Source organism: Streptomyces sp. WM4235, assembly GCF_001279725.1.
Taxonomy (GTDB): domain Bacteria; phylum Actinomycetota; class Actinomycetes; order Streptomycetales; family Streptomycetaceae; genus Streptomyces.
This window is the reverse complement of record NZ_LGDE01000001.1, coordinates 24,720-45,643: the sequence shown is the minus strand read 5'-3', so window position 1 is coordinate 45,643 and position 20,924 is coordinate 24,720. Positions and strand designations below refer to the sequence as shown.

Below are 20,924 nucleotides of genomic sequence, written 5' to 3'. Positions count from 1 at the left end.
GACACGCCGATGCGAGAATCGCGGGATGGCGGAAATCATCCAGAAGGACGGCACGTGGACCTTCGAAGGGGACGCGGTGCGCATCGTGCCGGGCCGCGACAAGGAGGTCGGCCCGCTGCGGCAGGCCCTCGGGGAACTGCTCGTGCCGCTGGGCGCGATCGGCGGCGTCTCCTACGAACCGGGCCGCAAGTCGGGCCGGTTGCGGCTGCGTCCGCGTGACGGCGCCGACCCCCTGCTCCAGGTGACGGGCGGGCGGCTGCCTGAGACCTCGGACCCCTACCGGCTGACCGTGGAGTCGGACCGCACGGGAGTGGCGGAGTACTTCGTCGACGAGATCCGCAACGCGCTCCTGCTGGACCAGGTGGACCCCGGCCCCAGCGACCGCTACCTGCTGCCGGGTCCGGCGGTGCCGATCACCGCGAGCGGGGGCGACGGCACGGTGTCCTTCGACGGCGACCGGATCACCCTGGACTGGAACTGGACGGCGGAGGAGGCCAAGCAGTCGGCCGGCTCCCGGCAGTTCCGGGTCGCCGACCTCCGGGGTGTGGAGTGGGCCCCGTCGCGGGGGCTCTCCAACGGCGTCCTGCGGTTCACCCCGGCGGGGGCGCAGGCGCCACCGTCCCCCAAGTACGACCCGTACGCGCTGGAGCTGTTCGGGACGGGCCGCAAGGAACTGGCGACCGCGCTGGTCGCGGCGGCCGTGGCGGCCCGCCTGCCGCACCCGGCCGCCGCGCTCGCCCCGGCCCCGGCCGCGCTCCCGGCGGACGGCGCGGATCACGACGCCCTGTTGCGTCGACTGCGCGAGCTCGGGGAGCTGCACACGTCGGGCGTCCTCACGGCCGAGGAGTTCTCGACGGCGAAAGCGGCGATTTTGCGCCGTTTCTGACCGACCAGGACCGGAATTACCCATTCTCCTGGTCCAGACCAGCTCGATTCTGCCCGAATCCGGGCAGGATCTTTGCATTCCGCCCCACATCCCGCGAGTATCTACGGGTGCTCGACCGCCGCCCGTCACATGACGATCTCGTCGACCACCTGGTGCGCAGCACCTCGCTCCAGCGGGGCGAGGCGGCCCGGGTGGTACTCGACGTACTCGCCTACTTCGACGAGACGACGGAGGAATTCGTCCGCCGCCGCCACCGTGAACTGCAGTCCGGTGGCGCGGTCAACACGGAGATCTTCGAGCGGATCGCGGCCGAACTGCCGCACCGCGCCGTGGCGCCGCCGGAGCTCTCGCTCCGGCAACTGCGCCGCATCGTCTACGGCTGACCGGTGACCGCGCGGACGGACGCGCGGAGACGACCGGAGCACTCGTTCAGGACTTCAGGAGGGGCAAAACCGTATGTGCGGAATCGTGGGTTACATCGGCAAGCGTGACGTGGCACCGCTGCTGCTGGAGGGCCTCCAGCGGCTGGAGTACCGGGGTTACGACTCCGCCGGCATCGTCGTCAACAGCCCGAAGTCCGCGGCCCTGAAGGTCGTCAAGGCCAAGGGTCGCGTCCGCGAGCTGGAGTCCCGGGTCCCCAAGCGCTTCGCCGGCACCACCGGCATCGCCCACACCCGCTGGGCCACCCACGGCGCCCCGAGCGACATCAACTCGCACCCGCACCTGGACGCCGACAACAAGGTCGCGGTCGTCCACAACGGCATCGTGGACAACGCCTCCGAGCTGCGCGCCAAGCTGGAGTCCGAGGGTGTCGTCTTCCTCTCGGAGACCGACACCGAGGTCATCGTGCACCTCGTCGCCCGCTCCGCGGCCGACACCCTTGAGGAGAAGGTCCGCGAGGCCGTCAAGGTCATCGAGGGCACGTACGGCATCGCCGTCATGCACGCCGACTTCCCCGACCGCATCGTCGTGGCCCGCAACGGCTCCCCGGTGGTCCTCGGCATCGGCGAGAAGGAGATGTTCGTCGCCTCGGACGTCGCCGCGCTGGTCGCCCACACCCGCCAGATCGTCACCCTCGACGACGGCGAGATGGCCACCCTCAAGGCCGACGACTTCCGCACGTACACCACCTCCGGCACGACGACCACCGCCACGCCCGAGACCGTGGAGTGGGAGGCCGCCTCGTACGACATGGGCGGTCACGACACGTACATGCACAAGGAGATCTCCGAGCAGTCCGACGCGGTCGACCGCGTCCTGCGCGGCCGGATCGACGACCGCTTCAACACCGTGCACCTGGGCGGCCTGAACCTGGACCCGCGCGAGGCGCGCGGCATCCGCCGGGTCAAGATCCTGGGCTGCGGCACCTCGTACCACGCGGGTCTGATCGGCGCCGGCCTCATCGAGGGCCTGGCCCGCATCCCCGCCGACGCCGAGCCGGCCTCCGAGTTCCGCTACCGCAACCCGGTCGTGGACCCCGACACCCTCTACATCGCGGTCTCCCAGTCCGGCGAGACCTACGACGTCCTCGCGGCCGTCCAGGAGCTCAAGCGCAAGGGCGCCCGCGTCCTCGGCGTCGTGAACGTCGTCGGCTCCGCCATCGCCCGCGAGGCCGACGGCGGCGTGTACGTGCACGCCGGCCCCGAGGTCTGCGTCGTCTCCACCAAGTGCTTCACCAACACGGTCGTGGCCTTCGCGCTGCTCGCCGTGCACCTCGGCCGGATCCGGGACCTCTCGGTCACCGACGGCAAGCGGATCATCGAGGGCCTGCGCAAGCTGCCCGCGCAGATCCAGGAGATCCTCGAAGGCGAAGAGGACATCAAGAAGCTGGCGGCCGAGTACGCCGACGCCAAGTCGATGATGTTCATCGGCCGGGTGCGCGGTTACCCGGTGGCCCTGGAAGCCTCCCTGAAGCTCAAGGAGATCTCCTACATCCACGCCGAGGCCTACCCGGCCTCCGAGCTCAAGCACGGTCCGCTCGCGCTCATCGAGCCGGCCATGCCGACGGTCGCGATCGTCCCGGACGACGACCTGCTGGAGAAGAACCGCGCGGCGCTGGAGGAGATCAAGGCCCGCAGCGGCCGGATCCTCGCGGTCGCCCACCGCGAGCAGGAGAAGGCCGACCACACGATCCTCGTCCCCAAGAACGAGGACGAGCTCGACCCGATCCTGATGGGCATCCCGCTCCAGCTCCTGGCGTACCACACCGCCCTGGCCCTGGGCCGGGACATCGACAAGCCGCGCAACCTGGCCAAGTCGGTCACCGTCGAGTAGTCGAGCGGTCGGACGGCAGCACGCGCGGAAGGCCCCCGGGGGATCACGTCCCCCGGGGGCCTTCCGCGTTCCTCACGGCTCCCTCGTACGGCTCAGCTCGCGGGGACCGCGTCCCCGCGGGCCCTGCTGCCGAGCGCCACCGGCCAGTGCGCCAGCGCGGCCGTGGCCCCGTACCAGGCCAGCAGCCCGGCGACCGCCGCCACCCAGCCGGCGATCTTGGCGAGCAGACCGCTGTCGGCGAAGGCTCCCACCGCGAGGAGCAGCAGGGAGAGGGTGAACAGGGCGTACACGCCCTGCCCGAACAGTCCGCTCGCCGCCCCCACCGTGAGGGTCAGGCCGAGCAGGGCGAACAGGACGAGGAACGCCCCGGCGGCATCCGCCGAAACCTTTCCGTCGGCCCCCGCGGCCCAGGTGAACCAGAAGGCGCCGAGCCCCGCGAACGCGGTGCCGTTGAAGCCGTCGCCGCCCCGGAATTCGAGGATCCCGAGGACGAACAGGGCGAGACCGCCGACGTAGGTGGCGAGCGAAACGGAGTTCGCGGCGGTCACGCCGTCGATGATGCCGGTGTGGCCGATACCGAACGCGAGAAGGGTGAGACCCAGGGCAATGTGCCCGAGGGTCGAAGTAGAGGCCGAGCTTCCCGCAGAGACACCGTTGTCCACGGCGGGCTCCCTTCGATCTGCAGTTGTTTGCTGCGTCCCAGCAGCACTTATCTACCCTTTATATGAGGGTTCACAACCGCACGAACGGCGTACAGAGGGTCACGGAATGACAACAACCGGTCGCTGTGCCCGCTTGGCCAGTCGGCCCGCCACCGAGCCGAAGATCCGGCCCACGATGCCGTGCGTGGAGCCGACCACGATGGCGTCCGCCGAGTACTCCCGGCCGACCTCCTCCAGCTCGTGACAGATGTCCCCGCCCCGCTCGACCAGGATCCAGGGCACCTCGGACAGGTAGTCCGCACAGGCCAGCTCCAGCCCCAGGACCTCGGTGCGATGGTCGGGGACGTCCACGAAGACGGGGGGCTCGCAGCCGGCCCACACCGTGGTGGGCAGCCGGTTGGCCACGTGCACGATGATCAGGCCGGATCCGGAGCGTCGGGCCATCCCGATGGCGTACGCGAGGGCCCGCTCACTGGAGGTCGAGCCGTCGAAGCCCACCACGACGCCGTGCCGGAAGGCCGGGTCGCAGGGATGGCGCGTCTGTTCCACCGCGCGCAGGTCGGCCGACGCGGAGTCGGCGAGGGGTTTGCGCTTGCGGTCCGCGGGTTCGGAGAATTCGTGACCGGCCATGGTGTCTCGGCGAAGGGTCCTCGGGGGGAAGCGACAGGGGCGAAATCGGCGACGCAGTGTGACGGAGCTCTGTCCGGGAAGCATCTTCCCAAGCCCATACCCTCCAGGGTACGGCGACACTCCTGTCCTGCACAGGGCATGCCGCCCTTGGAGAGCGTCCCAGGGAGCATGCCGGAGGGACGGCGCGTTGGCAATGTCGACTGGCCCCTACAGCCAGTGACGAGCGGAGCGGGCACCACCCGTGCGCGCAGTGACCGTGCCCCTCCGCGCACCGTTGGACAGGCGTCCGACCGTCCAGGAAGAGCCCGCAGGGAGTACGCCGTGCCCGGCCGTCCGGTCCACCCCGTCCAGCCCGCTCCGCCGACGCGTTCCGTCCTGCCCGGCACGTCGTCGCGTTCCGGCGCCCACTCCGGCGCGCACTCCGGCAACGCGACACCGCGTCTCGCGCCCGTTCCTCTTCCCCCTTCCGCGCGTCTTCACCCTTCCGTGCGTCGCGCCCGAACCCGGCATGACGACCCCGCGGGTGACGTGGTGCGCTGGGCCGTCTTCAGCTGCCTGCTCGTCCCGGTGGTCCTGGTCGTCTACGGAACCTCCTTCGGCGGGGCGGCCGTCGCGACCCTGGGTCTCGCCGCCGTCACCGCCGCCTGCCGGGTGCTGCTGCGGCACTCCGAGAAGGCCGAACGGTCCGCGGCCCGGGTGCGCACCGAGGAGCCGTTCGCGTCCAGCCGGCGCGGCCGACACTCGCGCGGCGGGGCCGGTTCACACCGCGGCCGCCACGGTTCCGGGGGCGTCTCCCCTCTCGGCTGACCGATTCGCACGTACACACCCGCCTGTTTTAAGCCAACTTCCCGGCAGGTCGCCCCCCTTGCCGGAATGTCCCCCCAACCCCCCCATCACCAGCGACGACAGAGCTCCGGGGGGCGCGTGACCCTATGGGTACGGGCCATGGCCGGACTCTGCGCTTCCCGCACGGGTAGCGGAGTGGAACCCTTACTGATCGAATGCTTTTCGCCAAGTTGCCAAGTCGACATAGCGCTGCGTGCTGAACTTGTCACGCCGACACCACGGGACGCAGTAGATTCGATCATGTATTTACGGCGGGGGATCCACGTGCAAGGCCGAGGGGAAACGTGCAGGTGCGACCAGACCAAGGAGTCGCGACACCCAAGGGGGGCTTAGCGCCATGAGCCAGGATTCCACCGCCGTCGTCGCGGACGCGGGCCGGAAGCTCGCGGGGCGTCGCCGCAGAGAGATCGTCGCCGTGCTGCTGTTCAGCGGCGGCCCGATCTTCGAGAGTTCCATTCCACTCTCCGTGTTCGGCATCGACCGGCAGGACGCGGGAGTTCCACGCTATCGACTGCTCGTGTGCGCCGGTGAGGACGGTCCGCTGCGGACCACCGGCGGACTCGAACTGACCGCGCCGTACGGGTTGGAGGCGATCGCCCGGGCAGGCACGGTCGTCGTTCCGGCCTGGCGCTCCATCACTTCACCGCCGCCGCCGGAGGCGCTCGACGCACTGCGTCTGGCGCACGAGGAAGGTGCCCGGATCGTCGGACTGTGCACGGGGGCCTTCGTGCTCGCCGCCGCCGGTCTGCTCGACGGTCGGCCCGCGACGACGCACTGGATGTACGCGCCGACGCTGGCCAAGCGGTACCCGTCCGTCCACGTCGACCCGCGCGAGCTGTTCGTCGACGACGGCGACGTACTGACGTCCGCGGGCACCGCGGCCGGAATCGACCTGTGCCTGCACATCGTGCGCACGGATCACGGCAGCGAGGCGGCCGGGGCTCTGGCCCGCCGGCTCGTCGTGCCGCCGCGCCGCACGGGTGGCCAGGAACGCTACCTCGACCGGTCACTTCCGGAAGAGATCGGCGCGGATCCGCTGGCCGAGGTCGTCGCCTGGGCGCTGGAACACCTCCACGAGCAGTTCGACGTGGAGACGCTGGCCGCCCGCGCCTACATGAGCAGGCGCACCTTCGACCGGCGGTTCCGTTCGCTCACCGGCAGCGCTCCGCTCCAGTGGCTGATCACCCAGCGGGTACTCCAGGCACAGCGGCTGCTGGAGACCTCCGACTACTCGGTCGACGAGGTCGCCGGGCGCTGCGGGTTCCGTTCGCCCGTCGCGCTGCGCGGTCACTTCCGCCGGCAGCTGGGGTCCTCCCCGGCCGCCTACCGGTCCGCGTACCGGGCGCGCCGGCCGCAGGCCGACGTGTCGCAGGTGACGCAGATCTCGGAGGGCCCGCTCCCGCACCAGCGCACTCCGCAGCCCCAGCGGGCGGCGGCGGCCCTGGCCGCGGCCGGTCAGTCGGTGACGGAGCTGTACGCGCCGAACCGGGTGCTGCGCGAGCACGCGTAGTCCCGCCCGCCCGGACCACGAAGGTCCCTCTCGTCGGCCGTCCCCGACGAGAGGGGCCTTCGGGCGTGTACGGGCCCGGTCCGATCCGGCGAAGAGCGCATAAGGTGGGCGCATGAACGATCGCATGGTGTGGATCGACTGCGAGATGACCGGGCTCTCGTTGACGGACGACGCACTTATCGAGGTGGCCGCACTGGTCACCGACTCGGAGCTCAACGTGCTCGGCGAAGGCGTGGACATCGTGATCCGCCCGCCGGACGCTTCCCTGGAGACCATGCCCGACGTGGTGCGCGAGATGCACACCTCGTCCGGCCTGCTCGACGAGCTGGCCGGCGGGACCACGCTCGCGGACGCCGAGGCGCAGGTCCTGGCGTACGTACGGGAACACGTCAAGGAGCCCCGCAAGGCTCCGCTCTGCGGAAACTCGGTCGGCACCGACCGCGGCTTCCTGCTGCGCGACATGGCCGCGCTGGAGAGCTACATGCACTACCGGATCGTGGACGTGTCCTCGGTCAAGGAGCTGGCCCGCCGCTGGTACCCGCGGGCGTACTTCAACAGCCCGCCGAAGAACGGGAACCACCGGGCGCTCGCGGACATCAAGGAGTCCATCGCCGAGCTGCGCTACTACCGCGAGGCGGTCTTCGTGCCGCAGCCCGGACCCGACTCGGACACGGCCCGCACCATCGCCGCCAGGCACGTGGTGGGCGGCGCGTAGCACCCTCCGGAGGCGGGCGGCGGGGAAAGGGGGGAGCGAGCACCCTCCCGGACCCTGTACGCTTTTCTTCGGCCGGTCGGTTTTCCGACCGGACATGGTGGGTGTAGCTCAGTTGGTAGAGCACCTGGTTGTGGTCCAGGTGGCCGCGGGTTCAAGTCCCGTCACTCACCCTGTGGAAAGGCCCCGTCCCGCGCGAGCGGGCCGGGGCCTTTCGCGTGCTCAGGAGGATTCCCGGACCACCAGCTCCGTCGGCAGGACGACCGCCGTCTCCCCCGACTCGCCGGCGATCCGCTCCAGCAGGACACGCGCCATGGTGCGGCCCATCTCCTCGATCGGCTGGCGCACGCTGGTCAGCGGCGGGTCCATGTGGCGGGCCACCACCGAGTCGTCGAAGCCGACTAGTGCCACGTCCGCGGGGATGCGGCGACCGGCGGCCCGCAGCTCGCGGCGGGCGCCCGCCGCCATGACGTCGGAGGCGGCGAAGACGGCGTCGAGGTCCGGCCGGCGGTCCAGCAGCTCGCGCACGGCCCGGGCGCCGCCCTCCTCGGTGAAGTCCCCGACCGCGATCAGTGCCTCGTCGACCGGGTGCCCGGCGGCCTGGAGGGCCTGCCGGTAGCCGTCGAGGCGGCACTGGGCGCCGTACACGTCGAGGGGTCCGGTGACGGTGGCGATCACGCGCCGGCCCCGGCCGAGGAGGTGGCGTACGGCCTGGGCGGCTCCGGCGAGGTTGTCGGAGTCCACGCTGGGGAGCGTCTCGTCGGCCGAGCGGCGTCCGCTGATCACCGCGGGGATGCCGAGTTCGGCGAGCAGCTCCGGGAGCGGGTCACCGGCGTGCACGGAGACCAGCAGCACCCCGTCGACGCGGTGCCCGGACAGGTACTGGGCCAGTCGGCGGCGTTCCCGCTCGCTGCCGGCGAGGGTGAGCACCAGCTGCACGTCGGTCTCGGCGAGGGTGGCGCCGACTCCGCGGACCACGTCGGAGAAGTACGGCTCGGCGAAGAAGCGGGCCTCGGGCTCGGGGATGACGAGGGCGATGGCGTCGGTGCGGTTCGCGGCGAGGGCCCGGGCGGCGCGGTTGGGGACGTAGCCGAGCTCGGCGACGGCGGCCTCGACGGCGGCCCTGGTGTGCTCGCTGACCTTGGAGGATCCGTTGATCACCCGGGAGACCGTGCCGCGTCCGACCCCGGCCCGGACCGCGACCTCCTCCAGCGTCGGCCGTCCCCCGCTGCGCCCGTGCCCGTTCATGGCTTCCTCCCGGCTGGTGAATCTACCCGTTGACTGCCTCTTGACGATGGTGGGAGCGCTCCCACACTGTGGCACACGACACCCGGTACGTTCCATCCCCCAGGGAGGATCCTGATGCGAGCCCGAAGAAGACTTGTGACCGCGGTCGGTGCGATGGGCGCGACGGCGCTGCTCCTCGCGGGGTGCTCGCAGGACCCCGGCGAGGCCCCCGCCCAGGGCGGCTCCACCGGCGGCAAGGCGAAGACCACCCTCACGGTCGGGGTCTTCGGCGCCTTCGGGCTCCAGGAGGCGGGCCTGTACGACGAGTACATGGCGCAGAACCCGGGGGTCAGGATCGAGCAGACCTCCATCGAGCGCAACGAGAACTACTACCCGCAGCTCCTGACCCACCTGGGTACCGGCAGCGGACTCGCCGACATCCAGGCCGTGGAGGTCAACAACATCGCGGAGGTCACCGCGACCCAGGCGGACAAGCTGGTCGACCTCGCCAAGGCGCCGGGCGTCGACAAGGGCGCCTACCTGCCGTGGAAGTGGGCCCAGGGCACCGCGAAGAACGGGGCCACGGTCGCCCTCGGCACCGACATAGGCCCGCAGGGCATCTGCTACCGCAAGGACCTCTTCGCGGCGGCCGGGCTGCCCACCGACCGGGCCGCGGTCGGCGCGCTGTGGGCGGGCGACTGGAACAAGTACCTGGAGACGGGCAAGGCCTACAAGGCGAAGGCCGGGGCGGGCAAGGCCTTCGTGGACTCCGCGTCGGGCGTGATGGCGGCGGTGACGGGCAGCAGCGCGGAGCGGTTCTACGACGCGCAGGGCAAGGTCGCGTACAAGACGAACCCCGCGGTGCGCGGGGCCTTCGACCTGGCGGCCTCCTTCGCCGTCGAGGGGTTGAGCGCGAAGCTCCAGCAGTTCACCCCGGCCTGGGACCAGGGCTTCTCCAACGGGAACTTCGCCACCGTGTCCTGCCCTGCCTGGATGCTCGGCTACATCCAGGACAAGGCCGGTCCGGCGGGCAAGGACAAGTGGGACGTGGCGCAGGCCCCGAAGCCGAGCAACTGGGGCGGTTCGTTCCTGGTGGTGCCGAAGGCGGGCAAGAAGGCCGAGGAGGCGGCGAAGCTGGCGGCCTGGCTGACGGCCCCGGCGCAGCAGGCGAAGCTGTTCGAGAAGCGCGGCAGCTTCCCGAGCGCGAGTGCCGCCTACAGCCTGCCGGCGGTGTCGGGCGCGAAGCACGCGTACTTCGGCGGCGCCCCGATCGGGGAGATCTTCGCGCGGGCCGCCGAGGGGGTGCCGGTGACGGTGATCGGCCCGAAGGACCTGGTCATCGCGCAGAACCTGGCGGACATCGGGATGCTCCAGGTCGACCAGAAGGGCCGCACCCCGCAGGAGGGCTGGGACGCCGCGGTGAAGGCGATCGACAACGCCCTGGAGCAGTGAGGTTCCGGTGACGGACGAGACGGCTGTTCTCGCCCCCTCCGCCGCCGGCAGTGAGCGGCCGGCGGCGGAGGGGGGCGATCGGCGCCAACTGTGGCGCTCCCGCCGCTACCGGTGGGACCTGCGCTGGAGTCCGTACGGCTTCGTGGCGCCCTTCTTCCTCTTCTTCGCCGCGTTCGGGCTGTTCCCGCTGCTCTACACCGGCTGGGCGGCGCTGCACCAGGTGGAGTTGACGGACCCGGACGCCATGACCTGGGTGGGGCTGCGGAACTTCACCCGGCTGTGGGACGACGCGTTCTTCTGGAACGCGCTGCGCAACACCTTCACCATCGGGTTGTTGTCGACGGTGCCGCAGTTGGCGATAGCGCTGGGGCTGGCGCACCTGCTCAACTACAAGATGCGCGGATCGGCCTTCTTCCGGGTCGCGGTGCTCACCCCGTACGCGACGTCGGTGGCCGCGGCCACGCTGGTGTTCGTGCTGCTCTTCGGCCGGGACTACGGGATGGTCAACTGGGTTCTGTCCACGGTCGGTTTCGGGCCGGTGGACTGGCAGAACGGCCCGTTCGCCTCCCAGGTGGCGGTGTCCACGATCGTGGTGTGGCGGTGGACGGGCTACAACGCGCTGATCTACCTGGCGGCCATGCAGGCCGTCTCCGCCGACCTCTACGAGTCGGCGGAGTTGGACGGGGCCTCGCGGTGGCAGCAGTTCGTCCACGTCACCGTGCCCTCGCTGCGACCGACGATCTTCTTCACCTGTGTGGTGTCGACCATCGGGGCCACCCAACTCTTCGGCGAGCCGCTGCTGTTCAACGGCGGGGCGGGCGCCACGGGCGGCTCGGACCACCAGTTCCAGACGCTGGGGCTGTACCTGTACGAGCAGGGCTGGGTGAACCTGCACCTGGGGCGGGCCTCCGCCATCGCGTGGGCGATGTTCCTGATCCTGCTGCTGATCGCGGGCCTGGCCCGGCTGCTGCGAAGGGTGTCCCGATGAGATCGCTGCGCGCGGGGAAGCCGACGTACGTCGTCCTCGGGATCTTCACCCTCGGCTCCCTCTTCCCCCTGGTGTGGACGGCGGTCGCCGCGTCCCGGAACAACACGCGGCTGGCGCAGACCCCGCCGCCGCTCTGGTTCGGCGGGAACCTGGGCCACAACCTGTCGGTCGCCTGGACCGACGCGAACATGGGCGCGGCCCTGCTGAACACGGTGATCGTGGCGGGCACGATCACCGCGGGCACCGTGCTCTTCTCCACCCTGGCCGGCTTCGCCTTCGCGAAACTGCGGTTCCGGGGGCGTCGGCCGCTGATGGCGCTGGTGGTCGCGACGATGCTGGTGCCGCCCCAGTTGAGTGTGGTCCCGCTGTACATGTTGATCGCCGAGCTGTCCTGGACGGACCGGCTCCAGGCGGTGGTGCTGCCGGCCCTGGTGGGTGCCTTCGGGGTGTTCTTCATGCGGCAGTACCTGGTGCACGCGCTGCCGTTCGAACTGGTGGAGGCGGCGCGGACCGACGGGGCGAGCTCGTGGCGCGTCGTGTGGCACGTGGTGTTCCCGGCGGCGCGTCCGGCGATGGCGGTGTTGGGGATGCTGACCTTCGTCATGGCCTGGAACGACTTCTTCTGGCCGATCGTCGCGCTGACGCAGAACGGCAGCCCGACGGTGCAGGTGGCCCTGACGGGTCTGGGCCGGGGGTACATCCCCGACCAGTCCGTGATCATGGCGGGTGCGCTGCTGGGCACGCTCCCGCTGCTGCTGGTGTTCCTCGTCTTCGGCCGCCAGATCGTCGGCGGCATCATGCAGGGAGCGGTGAAGGGTTGATCGGGATGAGCGGGATGAGCGGGATGCGGTTCCCCGACGGGTTCCTGTGGGGCGCGGCCACGGCCGCCTTCCAGATCGAGGGCGCGGCCGAGCTGCGCGGGCCGTCGATCTGGGACACCTTCTGCCGTACGCCGGGGAAGGTGCACGGCGGCGACACGGGAGACGTGGCGGCCGATCACCATCGGTTGTGGCGCGAGGACGTCCGGCTGATGGCCGGGCTGGGGCTGGGGGCGTACCGGTTCTCGGTGTCCTGGCCCCGGGTGCTGTCCGGCGGGCTCGGCTTCTACGACGCGCTCGTCGACGAGTTGCTCGCGCACGGGATCGAGCCGTGCCCGACGCTGTACCACTGGGACCTGCCGCAGGAGTGGGAGGACGCGGGCGGCTGGCCGGAACGGGAGACCGCGTACGCCTTCGCCTCGTACGCCGAGACGGTCGCGAAGACCCTCGGGGACCGGGTGGGGCGCTGGACCACCCTCAACGAGCCCTGGTGCAGCGCGTTCCTCGGCTACGCCTCGGGGGTCCACGCGCCGGGGCGCACCTCGCCCGCCGATTCGCTGCGCGCCGCGCACCACCTCAACCTGGCGCACGGGTTGGCCGCGTCGGCGCTGACCTCGGTCCTGCCGTCCTCGGCGCGGGTCGGCATCGCCCTCAACCCGAGCGCGGTGCGTCCACTGACCGACTCGGAGGCCGATCTGGACGCGGTGCGGCGGATCGACGCCCTCGCGAACCGGATCTTCACCGGGCCGCTGCTGCACGGCGCCTACCCCGACGACCTGCGGGTCGACACGGCCGCGCTGACCGACTGGTCCTTCGTCCGGCCGGGCGACGAGGCGCTGATCCACCAGCCCCTCGGCTTTCTCGGGGTGAACTACTACACCCCGGCCGTGGTCTCGGCGGCCTCCGGCGGCCCGCGCGCCGACGGGCACGGCGACAGCGAGCACTCGCCGTGGCCCGGCTCGGAGTCCGTGGCCTTCCACCAGCCTCCGGGCGAGCGGACCGACATGAACTGGTCGATCGATCCGACCGGGCTGCGCGAGCTGTTGTCCCGGTTCGCCGGCGAGGCACCGGGCCTGCCGCTCCTCGTCACCGAGAACGGCGCCGCCTACGGCCCTGACCTGCACGATCCACTACGCATCGACTATGTGCGCGGGCATCTCGCGGCGATCCACGGCGCGCTGGCCGACGGGGCGCCCGTGGAGGGCTACTTCCTCTGGTCGCTGATGGACAACTTCGAGTGGAGCCACGGCTACGGCAAACGGTTCGGCATCGTCCACGTCGACTACGAGACCCAGGTCCGCACCCCGCGCTCCAGTGCCGTCTGGTACGCCGACCTGGCCAGGAGCGGCCTCCTGCGGTGACCGGCGTTCAGCCCCTGGCCGGGGGCCAGTTCTCCAGGGCGACGTGCAGCACGTCGATGATCCGCTCCCAGGACGCGCCGACGTCCCGGGGGTGGCCGAAGCCGCCGGTGGCCTCCAGCCCGCTGTACCCGTGGAAGGTGCTCCGCAGCAGGCGGACTGCGTCGGTCAGGTCGGGTTCGGCCAGGCCGTAGGCGCGCAGCACCCCGTATGTGAGGTCGATGAAGCGGAGGTGGCCGGCGGACGCGGCGCCCCGCTCCGGGGGGAGCTGGATCTGGGTGGCCGCGTACCGGCCGGGGTGGCGCAGGGCAAAGTCGCGGTAGGAGTCGGCGAAGGCGGCGAGTGCGTCCCGGCCCGAGCGCCCGGCCACCGCCGCGCCGATCAGGTCCGCGATCTCGCCGGCCGCCAGCACGGCCACCCTGATCCGCAGGTCCTGGAGATTGCGGACGTGGGAGTAGAGGCTGGCGTCCTTCACCCCGAAGTTCCGGGCGAGGGCCGACACGGTCACCTTGTCGAAGCCGACTTCGTCGGCCAGGTCCGCGGCGGCCCGGGTGACCCGCTCGGCCGTCAGACCCGCGCGCGGGGCCATGCGTTCACCTCCGCCCGCTGGTTCCCGGACCGTCCGGGGAATTCTCCGAATATACATACGCCCCGACGGGAGCCCCCGCGACGCGGAGGCAGGGCCCTGTCCGGCGGGCGCGGGTCCCTGCCTCCGCTCACGCGGGGCCCTGACCGGCCGCTCTTCGGAGACTCTTTCTGGTCCGGTCCCCCGTGAGAGGACCGGGGCGCCCGCGGTGTCGACCACCCCTGGTCGGACCGTCCCGCGCCGCCCACTCCCGGAGCGTCAGATGTCGCCCACCGGTCACCCCTTGCCCTATCACCTCATGCCCGCCCGGCCCGCGTTCCGGGCCCGGATCCTCCCACCACGCCTTCCACCACTCCCTCCACCGCACCTTCCACCACTCCCCTGCCGAACGACGACCGGCGGCGAGGATCGACGCGACAGACGTCGACGCGACGGACCACGTCAGGAGGAACACCTTCATGGCGAACACCTTCATGCCAGACACCGACACAACGGACTGCGACATGGCGGGCAGCGACATGGCGGGCAGCGACATGGCGGGCATCTCCACTCTAGAATGAGCCTCTGACACAGATTCTGTGTGACGCACTCCCTGCGTCACACAGTTAAATTTGAAGCACGGAGAAGCCGATGTCAACCAAGTCCCCTCGTTCGGGTAAGGAATGGACCCGCGCGGAACTGCTCGCGCGGATCCTCATCGAGAGCGACCGGCACCACACCGATTACGCACGCCTCCACCTGGCCATGGCCGACCACCTCGGCCTGCACCCCACCGACACGCAGTGCCTGCGTCTCCTCGCGAACGAGACGGAGCCGGTGAGCACCGGCCACATCGCCCGGCTCACCGGTCTGACCTCGGGATCCGCCACGCGTCTGGTCGACCGGATGGTCAAGGCGGGTCTGGTGGAGCGGCACGCCGACCCGCACGACCGCCGCCGTTCCCTCGTCTCCCTGGCGCCCGAGGCCCGGCGGCGGATCGGCGCCGCCTGGGAAGCCCCCGACCGGGCCTTCGGCACCGCGCTGCGGGACTACTCGGACGGCGAACTCGCCGTCATCGCCGACTACCTCCACCGCGCGGCCGAGGTGGGGCGCGTCGAGGCCGAGCGGCTCGACTCCGCCGACTGATCCCCGGCCGGCCCGCGGACACAGCAGCCACCCGACCGCCCCGCCGCCGGCACCCGCCATCGCCACCCGCGATCCAGCCGCCACCCGCACTGCCCGGCACCCGCCATCCGTCACGCGCGGTCCAGCCGCCACCGCCCGCCCGGCACCCCGGCACCCGCCACCCGCGGTCCAGCCGCCACCGCCGGCCTCGCCCGCCCTGCCCGGCGTCCCTCATCCCGCACCCCGCACCCGGCACCCGGCACCCGGCACCCGGCACCCGGCCGCCCAACGCGAAGGTCCGTCCGTCGCGAAGGTCCGGCCGCCAACGCGGAGGTCCGCCCGTCGGAAAGGTCGCCCGTCGGGAAGGTCCGGTCCGCCCGTCGGACACGGGGTTCCGAAGCGGTGGTTCCGTCGCTACCGTCCCGGATCGACGGGCACGACGCGCGCCGGAGACACGGGAGGGTCGGCGTGCGGATGGAGGATGCCCGTGTCCCGATCCACAGCCGCTCCGAGCGGCTTCCGCGGTGTGTTCGCCCTCGGCGGCGGCGCCGCCCTTCCCGTCCACGCTTTCCTGGCCCGGCTGCCCGCCGCGCTCTGCCCCGTCGGCACGCTCATGCTCATCAACACGCGCGACGGGATCGGGGCGGCCGGCGCCGTCGCCTCCGCGCTCTGGCTGGGTCAGGCCGTCGGTGGACCGGTCATCGGCCGGTCGGCCGACCGGCGCGGCCACCGGCCCGTGTTGCTCGTGGCCTGCGGCGCGAACGCCCTCACCCTGTTCGCCCTGGTGTCGGCGGTCCTGGGCGGGCTGCCCCTGCCCGCCCTGCTCGCCCTCGCCGCCGCGGCCGGCCTCACCGTCCCGCAGGTCGGGCCGCTGGCTCGGGCACGCTGGGCGCGGCTGGCCGGGGAGGACCGGGTCCTGAAGGGGGCCGCGCTCTCCTTCGACACCACCCTGGACGAGGTCGGGTTCATGGTCGGCCCCGCGCTCGCGGGGATCCTCGCGGTGGCCGTGCACCCCGCTTCCGCGCTGGTGTTCGCCGGCGTGCTGATCCTCGTCTTCGGCACCCTCTTCGCCCTGCACCCGACCGCGCCCGGGCCGACCGCGCCCGGGCCGACCGCGTCCGCGCGGGCCGGCGGAGCCGCCCAGCCCTCGACCATCCAGCCGACCGCGTCCCCGACCGCGTCCGCGTCCGCGCGGACCCGGACCCGGACCACCCGGACCACCCGGACCACCCGGACCATGACCGCGCGGGCCGCCGTACGACTGTGGTCGCCCGGGCTGGTCCTGCTGTTCGCCCTGGCCGTGCTCCAGGGGGCCGCGATGAGCGGTGCCAACACGGGGGTCAACGCACTCGCCGAGGCACGGGGCGAACCGGGCGCGGCCGGACTGGTGTGGGCCGCGATGGCCGTGACCAGCTCCGTCGCCGGCTTCGCGACCGTGGCGCGACCGGGGTCGACCGACCTGACCGTCCGGCTGCGCCGGACGATCGCGCTACAGGCCGTACTGACACTGCCCCTGCTTGCCGTGTCGGGCCTGTGGGAGGCGGCGTTCGCCGTCGGGGCCGTGGGGTCTGCCGTCGCCCCGCACCTGATCGCGCTGTTCGCTCTGGTGGAGCGCGCGGGGCCGGCGGAACGCCTGGCCGAGGCCATGACCCTGCTGGGCAGCGGGCTGATCCTCGGTCAGGCCCTGGCGGCGGCAGTGGCCGGTCCACTGGCGGCGGCGTACGGCCACCGGGCGGCGTTCGCCGTGGCCTGCGGGGCGGTCGTCACGTCGGCGGTGGTGGCCGCGGTGGCCCGGCCCGGGTGGGTACGGGGCGCGACGGGCCCCGCGCCCACCCCCGCCTCGCAACACGACGCGGACGCAGGAGAGTCCCGTACGGGCGGCGTGGACGCGTCCCGTACGAAGGACTTCACCAGGAACGTCACCAAGGACGTCACTCCGGACGGCACGCCCCACATCCCCGCTCCCCGCGCCGACGGCAGGCCTACGCCCCGCCGGTAGGGGTGCGGCCTCCCGGGTCCGCGCTCCGAACGCATCGAGCCCGGACCGGCGCACCCGCCTCAGCCCGGACCGGCGCACCCGCCTCAGCCCGGACCGGCACACCCGCCTCAGGCCGACCCGGGCACCCGCCTCAGGCCGACCCGGCCACCCCGCCTCAGGCCGGTCGGCCCGTCCCCGCCTCGGCCGCCTCGACGCGGAAGTTGAAGTCCGCGTGTCCCAAGGTGCCCATCAGGCGCAGCCACAGCGGCAGCAGCATCTCCGTGCCGCGGGCGGTCTCGATGCCGCCGAGGTCCAGGATGCGGGCGTCCGGCCAGCCGAAGGAGTGGAGCAGTTCTCGCACGGCCCGCTTCGCGTCGGGGTCCTCCCCGGACAGGAACACCTGGTGGTCCCCGGGGACCCGCGCCGGGTCGACCATGATCCGGCAGTTCATCGTGTTGAGCGTCTTCACCACCCGGAGTCCGGGGAACGCCCGCTGGAGCATCTCCCCCAGGCTGTCGTCGTTGACCACGTCCAGCCGGGGCGGGAATCCCTCCGCGAAGTCCAGCGGGTTCGCGACGTCGATGAGGATCCGGCCGTCCAGGTCCGCCGCGCCCGCCTCCCGCAGCACGGCGACGCTCGCCAGCCCGTTCGTGGCGTTGATCAGCGTCTCGCCTTCGCTCGCGGCCTGCGCGAAGGTCGCCACCGGGAGGCGCCCGTCGGCGAACTCGGTGCGTTGGCGGGTGGCCTCGGGGACACGGGTTCCGATGACCACTTCGTGGCCCAGGTCGAGCAGGCGGCCGGCGATCGTGCGGCCGACCGTGCCCGTGCCCAGCACTGCGTAGCGCATGCTCACGTCCGATCCGGGTGCCGATGTCGTGCGGGGGAAGAGGTCCGTGGCGGCCGGCGCCGCGAACCGTGCCGTGGGACCGTACCGACCCGCCGGCGCACGGGCCGCCAGGCGCGCCCCGGACCGCCCGCACACGGTCTCGACCGCCCCCGACCGGCCCAACCCGACCCCGGCCCGGTCCGCCCCGACCCGGACCGACCGGCGAGGGACCCGCTCGACCCCCACGGACCCGACCGGCCCCCCAACCCGACCCGCCCCGACCCCGACGACGACTCCCTCGCCCGTCAGTCGACCCGTCAGTCGCCCCGGCGCTTGCGCCGGCTGCGGCGTGCCTCGCCCCGTGCCCGGCCGTCCAGCGCGATCCACACCCTTACCTCGGTCCCGCCGAGCACCGAGCGCCCCAGCCGGACGTCGCCGCCCGTGGACTCCGCGACCCGGCGCACGATGTCCAGGCCCAGGCCGGTCGAACCGTCGCGGCCGCCGTCGTTGCCGCGGCGCAGCGCCGCGTCCGGGTCGTCGATGCCCGGTCCCGCGTCCGAGACGAGCACGATGACGGCGTCCCCGGCGTCGTGGACGTCCACCGCGAAGGGGGTGTTCTCGGGGGTGTGCCGGAAGACGTTGCCCAGCATGGCGTCCAGGGCGGCCACGAGTTCGGCCCTGGCCACGGGGATCCGTACGGTGCGGTCCACGCCCGCCAGCCGAACCTCGCGCCCCTCGTCCTCGGCGAGCGCCGACCAGAAGTCCATGCGGTCGCGGATCACCTCGGAGGCGTCGCAGCCCGCGCCCACCGAGGTGTGGGGGGAGCGCTGTTCGCGGGCGGTACGGATGATCGTGTCGACCTCGCGTTCCAGTTGCTCCACCGCCGCCCGGGTGTGGTCGGCGGCCGGGCCGTCCCCGAGGGAGGCCGCGTTGAGCCGCAGCACGGTGAGGGGGGTGCGGAGCCGGTGCGAGAGGTCGGCGGCGAGTTCCCGCTCGTTGGCGAGGAGTTCCACGACCTGGTCCGCCATGGAGTTGAACGCGACGGCCGCCGAGCGGAGTTCCTTGGGGCCGTCCTCCGGTACGCGTGCCCCGAGCCGCCCCTCGCCCAACTGGTGGGCGGCGTCGGCGAGCCGTTCGGCGGGCCGCACGAGGCGGGCGCCGAGTCGGTCCGCGACCGCCACCGAGCCCACGATCAGGGCGAGTCCGACGCCCGCGAGGACCATCCAGGCGGTCGCGACCCCGTTGCTGACCTCGCTCTCCGGCACGTGGATCTCGATCACGGCGATGTCCCCGGATCCGAGGGCGGTGGGCTGGAGGAGCGCCGAGCCGCCGCCGGACACCTTGGCGGTGGTCGCGCGGCCCATCTTGCGGGTCTGGGTGACGGCGTGTTCCCCGGCCCAGCCGTCACCGATGTCGACGGGGGCGTCGTCGCCGATCGCGGGCACGTGGACGGCCATCCGCCCGGCGGCGCCCATCTGCGTGGACTCCACGGCCTTGCGCAGTTGGACGGGGTCGGTGGTGATGGAGAGGGTGGGCCCCATGGTGGCGGCCTGTCGTTCGGCGTTGGAGAAGGCCCGGTCGCTGGCCATTTCCTGGACCACGAGCCCGAGGGGTACGGCGAAGGCCACGACCACCATGGCCGTGACCGCGAGGCACACCTTGACCAGCGCCCATCTCACGCCGGCGGCTCCAGTTTGACGCCCACACCCCGCAGCGTGTGCAGGTAGCGGGGGCTGGCGGCGGTCTCGCCGAGCTTGCGGCGCAGCCAGGACAGGTGGACGTCGATGGTCTGGTCGTCGCCGTACGACTGCTGCCACACCTCGGCGAGCAGTTCCCGTCGGGACACGACCACGCCGGGCCGGCCGGCGAGGAAGGCCAGCAGGTCGAACTCCCGTCGGGTGAGGTCGAGGACCGCCCCGTCGAGTTCGGCCTGTCGGCGCAGCGGGTCGATGGCCAGTCCGCCGACCCGCAGGACCCGCGAGGGGGGTTCCACGCCGGCGGCGGCGCGGGAGCGGCGCAGGACGGCGGCCATCCGGGCGGAGAGGTGTTCGACGGAGAACGGCTTGGTGAGGTAGTCGTCGGCGCCGTCGTTGAGCAGCCGGACGATCTCGGCCTCGTCGTCGCGGGCCGTCGCGATGATGACGGGGACGTCGGTGATGCCGCGCAGCATCTTCAGGGCCTCGGCCCCGTCCAGGTCGGGCAGTCCGAGGTCGAGGATGACCACGTCGAAGCGGTGGTGCGCGACCTCGCGCAGCGCCTCCAGGGCCGTGCCGACGCTCCGCACGGTGTGGGAGGCCTCGGTCAGGTGCCGGATGAGGGCGGAACGTACGAACTGGTCGTCCTCGACCACGAGCACACTTGCCATGGCGGCACCGTAGTCCATTCGGGGGATGCCGGGAGGCGCCGGGCCATCTCTGTGACGGGTGGTGCAGTATGTGCCGTGATGCTGAGAGGACTTGTACATGCCATGGCGTGGACGCTGTCCACGGCGGCGGCGGTGACGCTGTCGTGGTGGGGCGTGCACACCGTCATGTCCGGCACCGCCTACGATCCTCCGCTCGCGGTCCCGCTGACCGCGGTGCCGTTGTCCTCCTCGACGCACCACACGGATCCGCCGTCCTCCCCCGCTCCGCCGCCCGCGTCCCCGTCGCCCTCCCCCTCGTCCTCGGCCCCGTCCCCGTCGGCCACGCCGTCCGCCGGGAAGCCGAAGCCGCCGTCCGCGTCGCCGAGCCCGCGCCCGTACCGGCAGCCGGACGACGGGTCCGGCGGGGACGACGTGAAGGGGTACTCGGTGTCCGGCGGTCGGGTGGCCTTCGACATCGGGAAGTCCTCGGCCGAGTTGGTGTCGGCCACCCCGGCGGCCGGTTGGCGCATGCAGGTGTGGAAGCAGGACTTCTGGATCCGGGTCACCTTCACCAGGGAGAGCCGCGAGGTGTCGGTGTTCTGCACCTGGCACGACACGGCCCCGCGCGTGGAGATCGTGGATCCCTGAGCCGGCCGGGGGTCCGCGCGGCCCCCTCGGCTACGGTCGGCACCGACCTGTGGTGACGAGGGAGGGACGGCGGAC

Annotated in this window: 20 protein-coding genes and 1 tRNA gene; 14 read left to right on the top strand and 7 right to left on the bottom strand. The window is 72.2% G+C overall.

Translation table 11 applies throughout. The features are described from left to right. Nucleotides 1-25: 25 nt before the first annotated feature. From ADK55_RS00215 to glmS, 3 genes are all read left to right on the top strand, one after another. The gene (locus ADK55_RS00215; protein WP_053674703.1) at nucleotides 26-886 is read left to right on the top strand and encodes a DUF4429 domain-containing protein; all 861 of its coding nucleotides are present in this window, start codon (nucleotides 26-28) and stop codon (nucleotides 884-886) included. A 107-nt stretch (nucleotides 887-993) separates the two neighbouring features. Next, nucleotides 994-1,269: a hypothetical protein gene (locus ADK55_RS00210; protein ID WP_053674701.1), complete on the top strand. Its 276-nt coding sequence runs from the start codon at nucleotides 994-996 to the stop codon at nucleotides 1,267-1,269. Nucleotides 1,270-1,342: 73 nt separating this feature from the next. Then, nucleotides 1,343-3,160, top strand: coding sequence for a glutamine--fructose-6-phosphate transaminase (isomerizing) (gene glmS / locus ADK55_RS00205; RefSeq protein WP_053674699.1), 1,818 nt, complete (start codon nucleotides 1,343-1,345; stop codon nucleotides 3,158-3,160). 92 nt (nucleotides 3,161-3,252) lie between these two features. Here the strand turns inward: glmS and ADK55_RS00200 are convergent, their stop codons facing one another. Together ADK55_RS00200 and ADK55_RS00195 are read right to left on the bottom strand one after the other, a co-directional pair. After that, entirely contained in the window at nucleotides 3,253-3,822 is a 570-nt protein-coding gene (locus tag ADK55_RS00200) for an acetate uptake transporter (protein ID WP_053674697.1), read from the bottom strand. Nucleotides 3,823-3,921: 99 nt separating this feature from the next. Continuing rightward, nucleotides 3,922-4,452, bottom strand: coding sequence for a universal stress protein (locus ADK55_RS00195; protein WP_053674694.1), 531 nt, complete (start codon nucleotides 4,450-4,452; stop codon nucleotides 3,922-3,924). A 486-nt stretch (nucleotides 4,453-4,938) separates the two neighbouring features. On the opposite strand from ADK55_RS00195, the gene ADK55_RS00190 reads away from it, so the two are divergent. The 4 genes from ADK55_RS00190 (at nucleotide 4,939) to ADK55_RS00175 (ending at nucleotide 7,693) form a co-directional block, all read left to right on the top strand. Then, on the top strand, nucleotides 4,939-5,259 hold the full coding sequence (locus tag ADK55_RS00190) for a hypothetical protein (RefSeq protein WP_053674692.1): 321 nt from the start codon (nucleotides 4,939-4,941) through the stop codon (nucleotides 5,257-5,259). 376 nt (nucleotides 5,260-5,635) lie between these two features. Then, nucleotides 5,636-6,808, top strand: coding sequence for a helix-turn-helix domain-containing protein (locus ADK55_RS00185; RefSeq protein WP_053674690.1), 1,173 nt, complete (start codon nucleotides 5,636-5,638; stop codon nucleotides 6,806-6,808). A 112-nt stretch (nucleotides 6,809-6,920) separates the two neighbouring features. Further along, nucleotides 6,921-7,523, top strand: coding sequence for an oligoribonuclease (gene orn, locus ADK55_RS00180; protein WP_053674688.1), 603 nt, complete (start codon nucleotides 6,921-6,923; stop codon nucleotides 7,521-7,523). A 97-nt stretch (nucleotides 7,524-7,620) separates the two neighbouring features. Next, nucleotides 7,621-7,693: transfer RNA gene (locus ADK55_RS00175), tRNA-His, on the top strand. A 49-nt stretch (nucleotides 7,694-7,742) separates the two neighbouring features. Here the strand turns inward: ADK55_RS00175 and ADK55_RS00170 are convergent. Further along, on the bottom strand, nucleotides 7,743-8,768 hold the full coding sequence (locus tag ADK55_RS00170) for a LacI family DNA-binding transcriptional regulator (RefSeq protein WP_053674686.1): 1,026 nt from the start codon (nucleotides 8,766-8,768) through the stop codon (nucleotides 7,743-7,745). Between the two features lie 114 nt (nucleotides 8,769-8,882). On the opposite strand from ADK55_RS00170, the gene ADK55_RS00165 reads away from it, so the two are divergent. From ADK55_RS00165 to ADK55_RS00150, 4 genes are read left to right on the top strand one after another with little or no spacing between them, the layout of a single operon-like run. Then, the gene (locus ADK55_RS00165) at nucleotides 8,883-10,199 is read left to right on the top strand and encodes an ABC transporter substrate-binding protein (RefSeq protein ID WP_053674684.1); all 1,317 of its coding nucleotides are present in this window, start codon (nucleotides 8,883-8,885) and stop codon (nucleotides 10,197-10,199) included. A gap of 7 nt (nucleotides 10,200-10,206) precedes the next feature. Next, complete coding sequence (locus ADK55_RS00160) at nucleotides 10,207-11,187, top strand: carbohydrate ABC transporter permease (protein ID WP_053674681.1); 981 nt, start codon at nucleotides 10,207-10,209, stop codon at nucleotides 11,185-11,187. Then, nucleotides 11,184-12,008, top strand: a complete 825-nt coding sequence (locus tag ADK55_RS00155; RefSeq protein WP_053674679.1) for a carbohydrate ABC transporter permease — start codon at nucleotides 11,184-11,186, stop codon at nucleotides 12,006-12,008. The genes ADK55_RS00160 and ADK55_RS00155 overlap by 4 nt, the downstream gene beginning before the upstream one ends. 5 nt (nucleotides 12,009-12,013) lie before the next feature. Then, nucleotides 12,014-13,366, top strand: coding sequence for a GH1 family beta-glucosidase (locus ADK55_RS00150; RefSeq protein ID WP_053674677.1), 1,353 nt, complete (start codon nucleotides 12,014-12,016; stop codon nucleotides 13,364-13,366). Nucleotides 13,367-13,373: 7 nt separating this feature from the next. Here ADK55_RS00150 and ADK55_RS00145 read toward each other — a convergent pair whose 3' ends face one another. Next, entirely contained in the window at nucleotides 13,374-13,952 is a 579-nt protein-coding gene (locus tag ADK55_RS00145) for a TetR/AcrR family transcriptional regulator (protein WP_053674675.1), read from the bottom strand. A gap of 627 nt (nucleotides 13,953-14,579) precedes the next feature. On the opposite strand from ADK55_RS00145, the gene ADK55_RS00140 reads away from it, so the two are divergent. Both ADK55_RS00140 and ADK55_RS00135 read left to right on the top strand, forming a co-directional pair. Then, complete coding sequence (locus ADK55_RS00140; protein WP_053674673.1) at nucleotides 14,580-15,074, top strand: MarR family winged helix-turn-helix transcriptional regulator; 495 nt, start codon at nucleotides 14,580-14,582, stop codon at nucleotides 15,072-15,074. 466 nt (nucleotides 15,075-15,540) lie between these two features. Continuing rightward, nucleotides 15,541-17,052: an MFS transporter gene (locus ADK55_RS00135; RefSeq protein ID WP_159041242.1), complete on the top strand. Its 1,512-nt coding sequence runs from the start codon at nucleotides 15,541-15,543 to the stop codon at nucleotides 17,050-17,052. 154 nt (nucleotides 17,053-17,206) lie between these two features. Here the strand turns inward: ADK55_RS00135 and ADK55_RS00130 are convergent, their stop codons facing one another. From ADK55_RS00130 to ADK55_RS00120, 3 genes are all read right to left on the bottom strand, one after another. After that, nucleotides 17,207-17,878, bottom strand: coding sequence for an NADPH-dependent F420 reductase (locus ADK55_RS00130; protein WP_053674670.1), 672 nt, complete (start codon nucleotides 17,876-17,878; stop codon nucleotides 17,207-17,209). A gap of 296 nt (nucleotides 17,879-18,174) precedes the next feature. After that, nucleotides 18,175-19,536 (bottom strand): sensor histidine kinase, encoded by a 1,362-nt coding sequence (locus tag ADK55_RS00125; protein WP_053674668.1) that lies wholly within the window; start codon nucleotides 19,534-19,536, stop codon nucleotides 18,175-18,177. Continuing rightward, entirely contained in the window at nucleotides 19,533-20,222 is a 690-nt protein-coding gene (locus ADK55_RS00120) for a response regulator transcription factor (RefSeq protein ID WP_063839417.1), read from the bottom strand. Before ADK55_RS00120 ends, ADK55_RS00125 begins: the two co-directional genes overlap by 4 nt. Nucleotides 20,223-20,300: 78 nt before the next feature. On the opposite strand from ADK55_RS00120, the gene ADK55_RS39410 reads away from it, so the two are divergent. Continuing rightward, complete coding sequence (locus tag ADK55_RS39410) at nucleotides 20,301-20,849, top strand: hypothetical protein (RefSeq protein ID WP_078998300.1); 549 nt, start codon at nucleotides 20,301-20,303, stop codon at nucleotides 20,847-20,849. The last annotated feature ends 75 nt before the right edge of the window (nucleotides 20,850-20,924 follow it).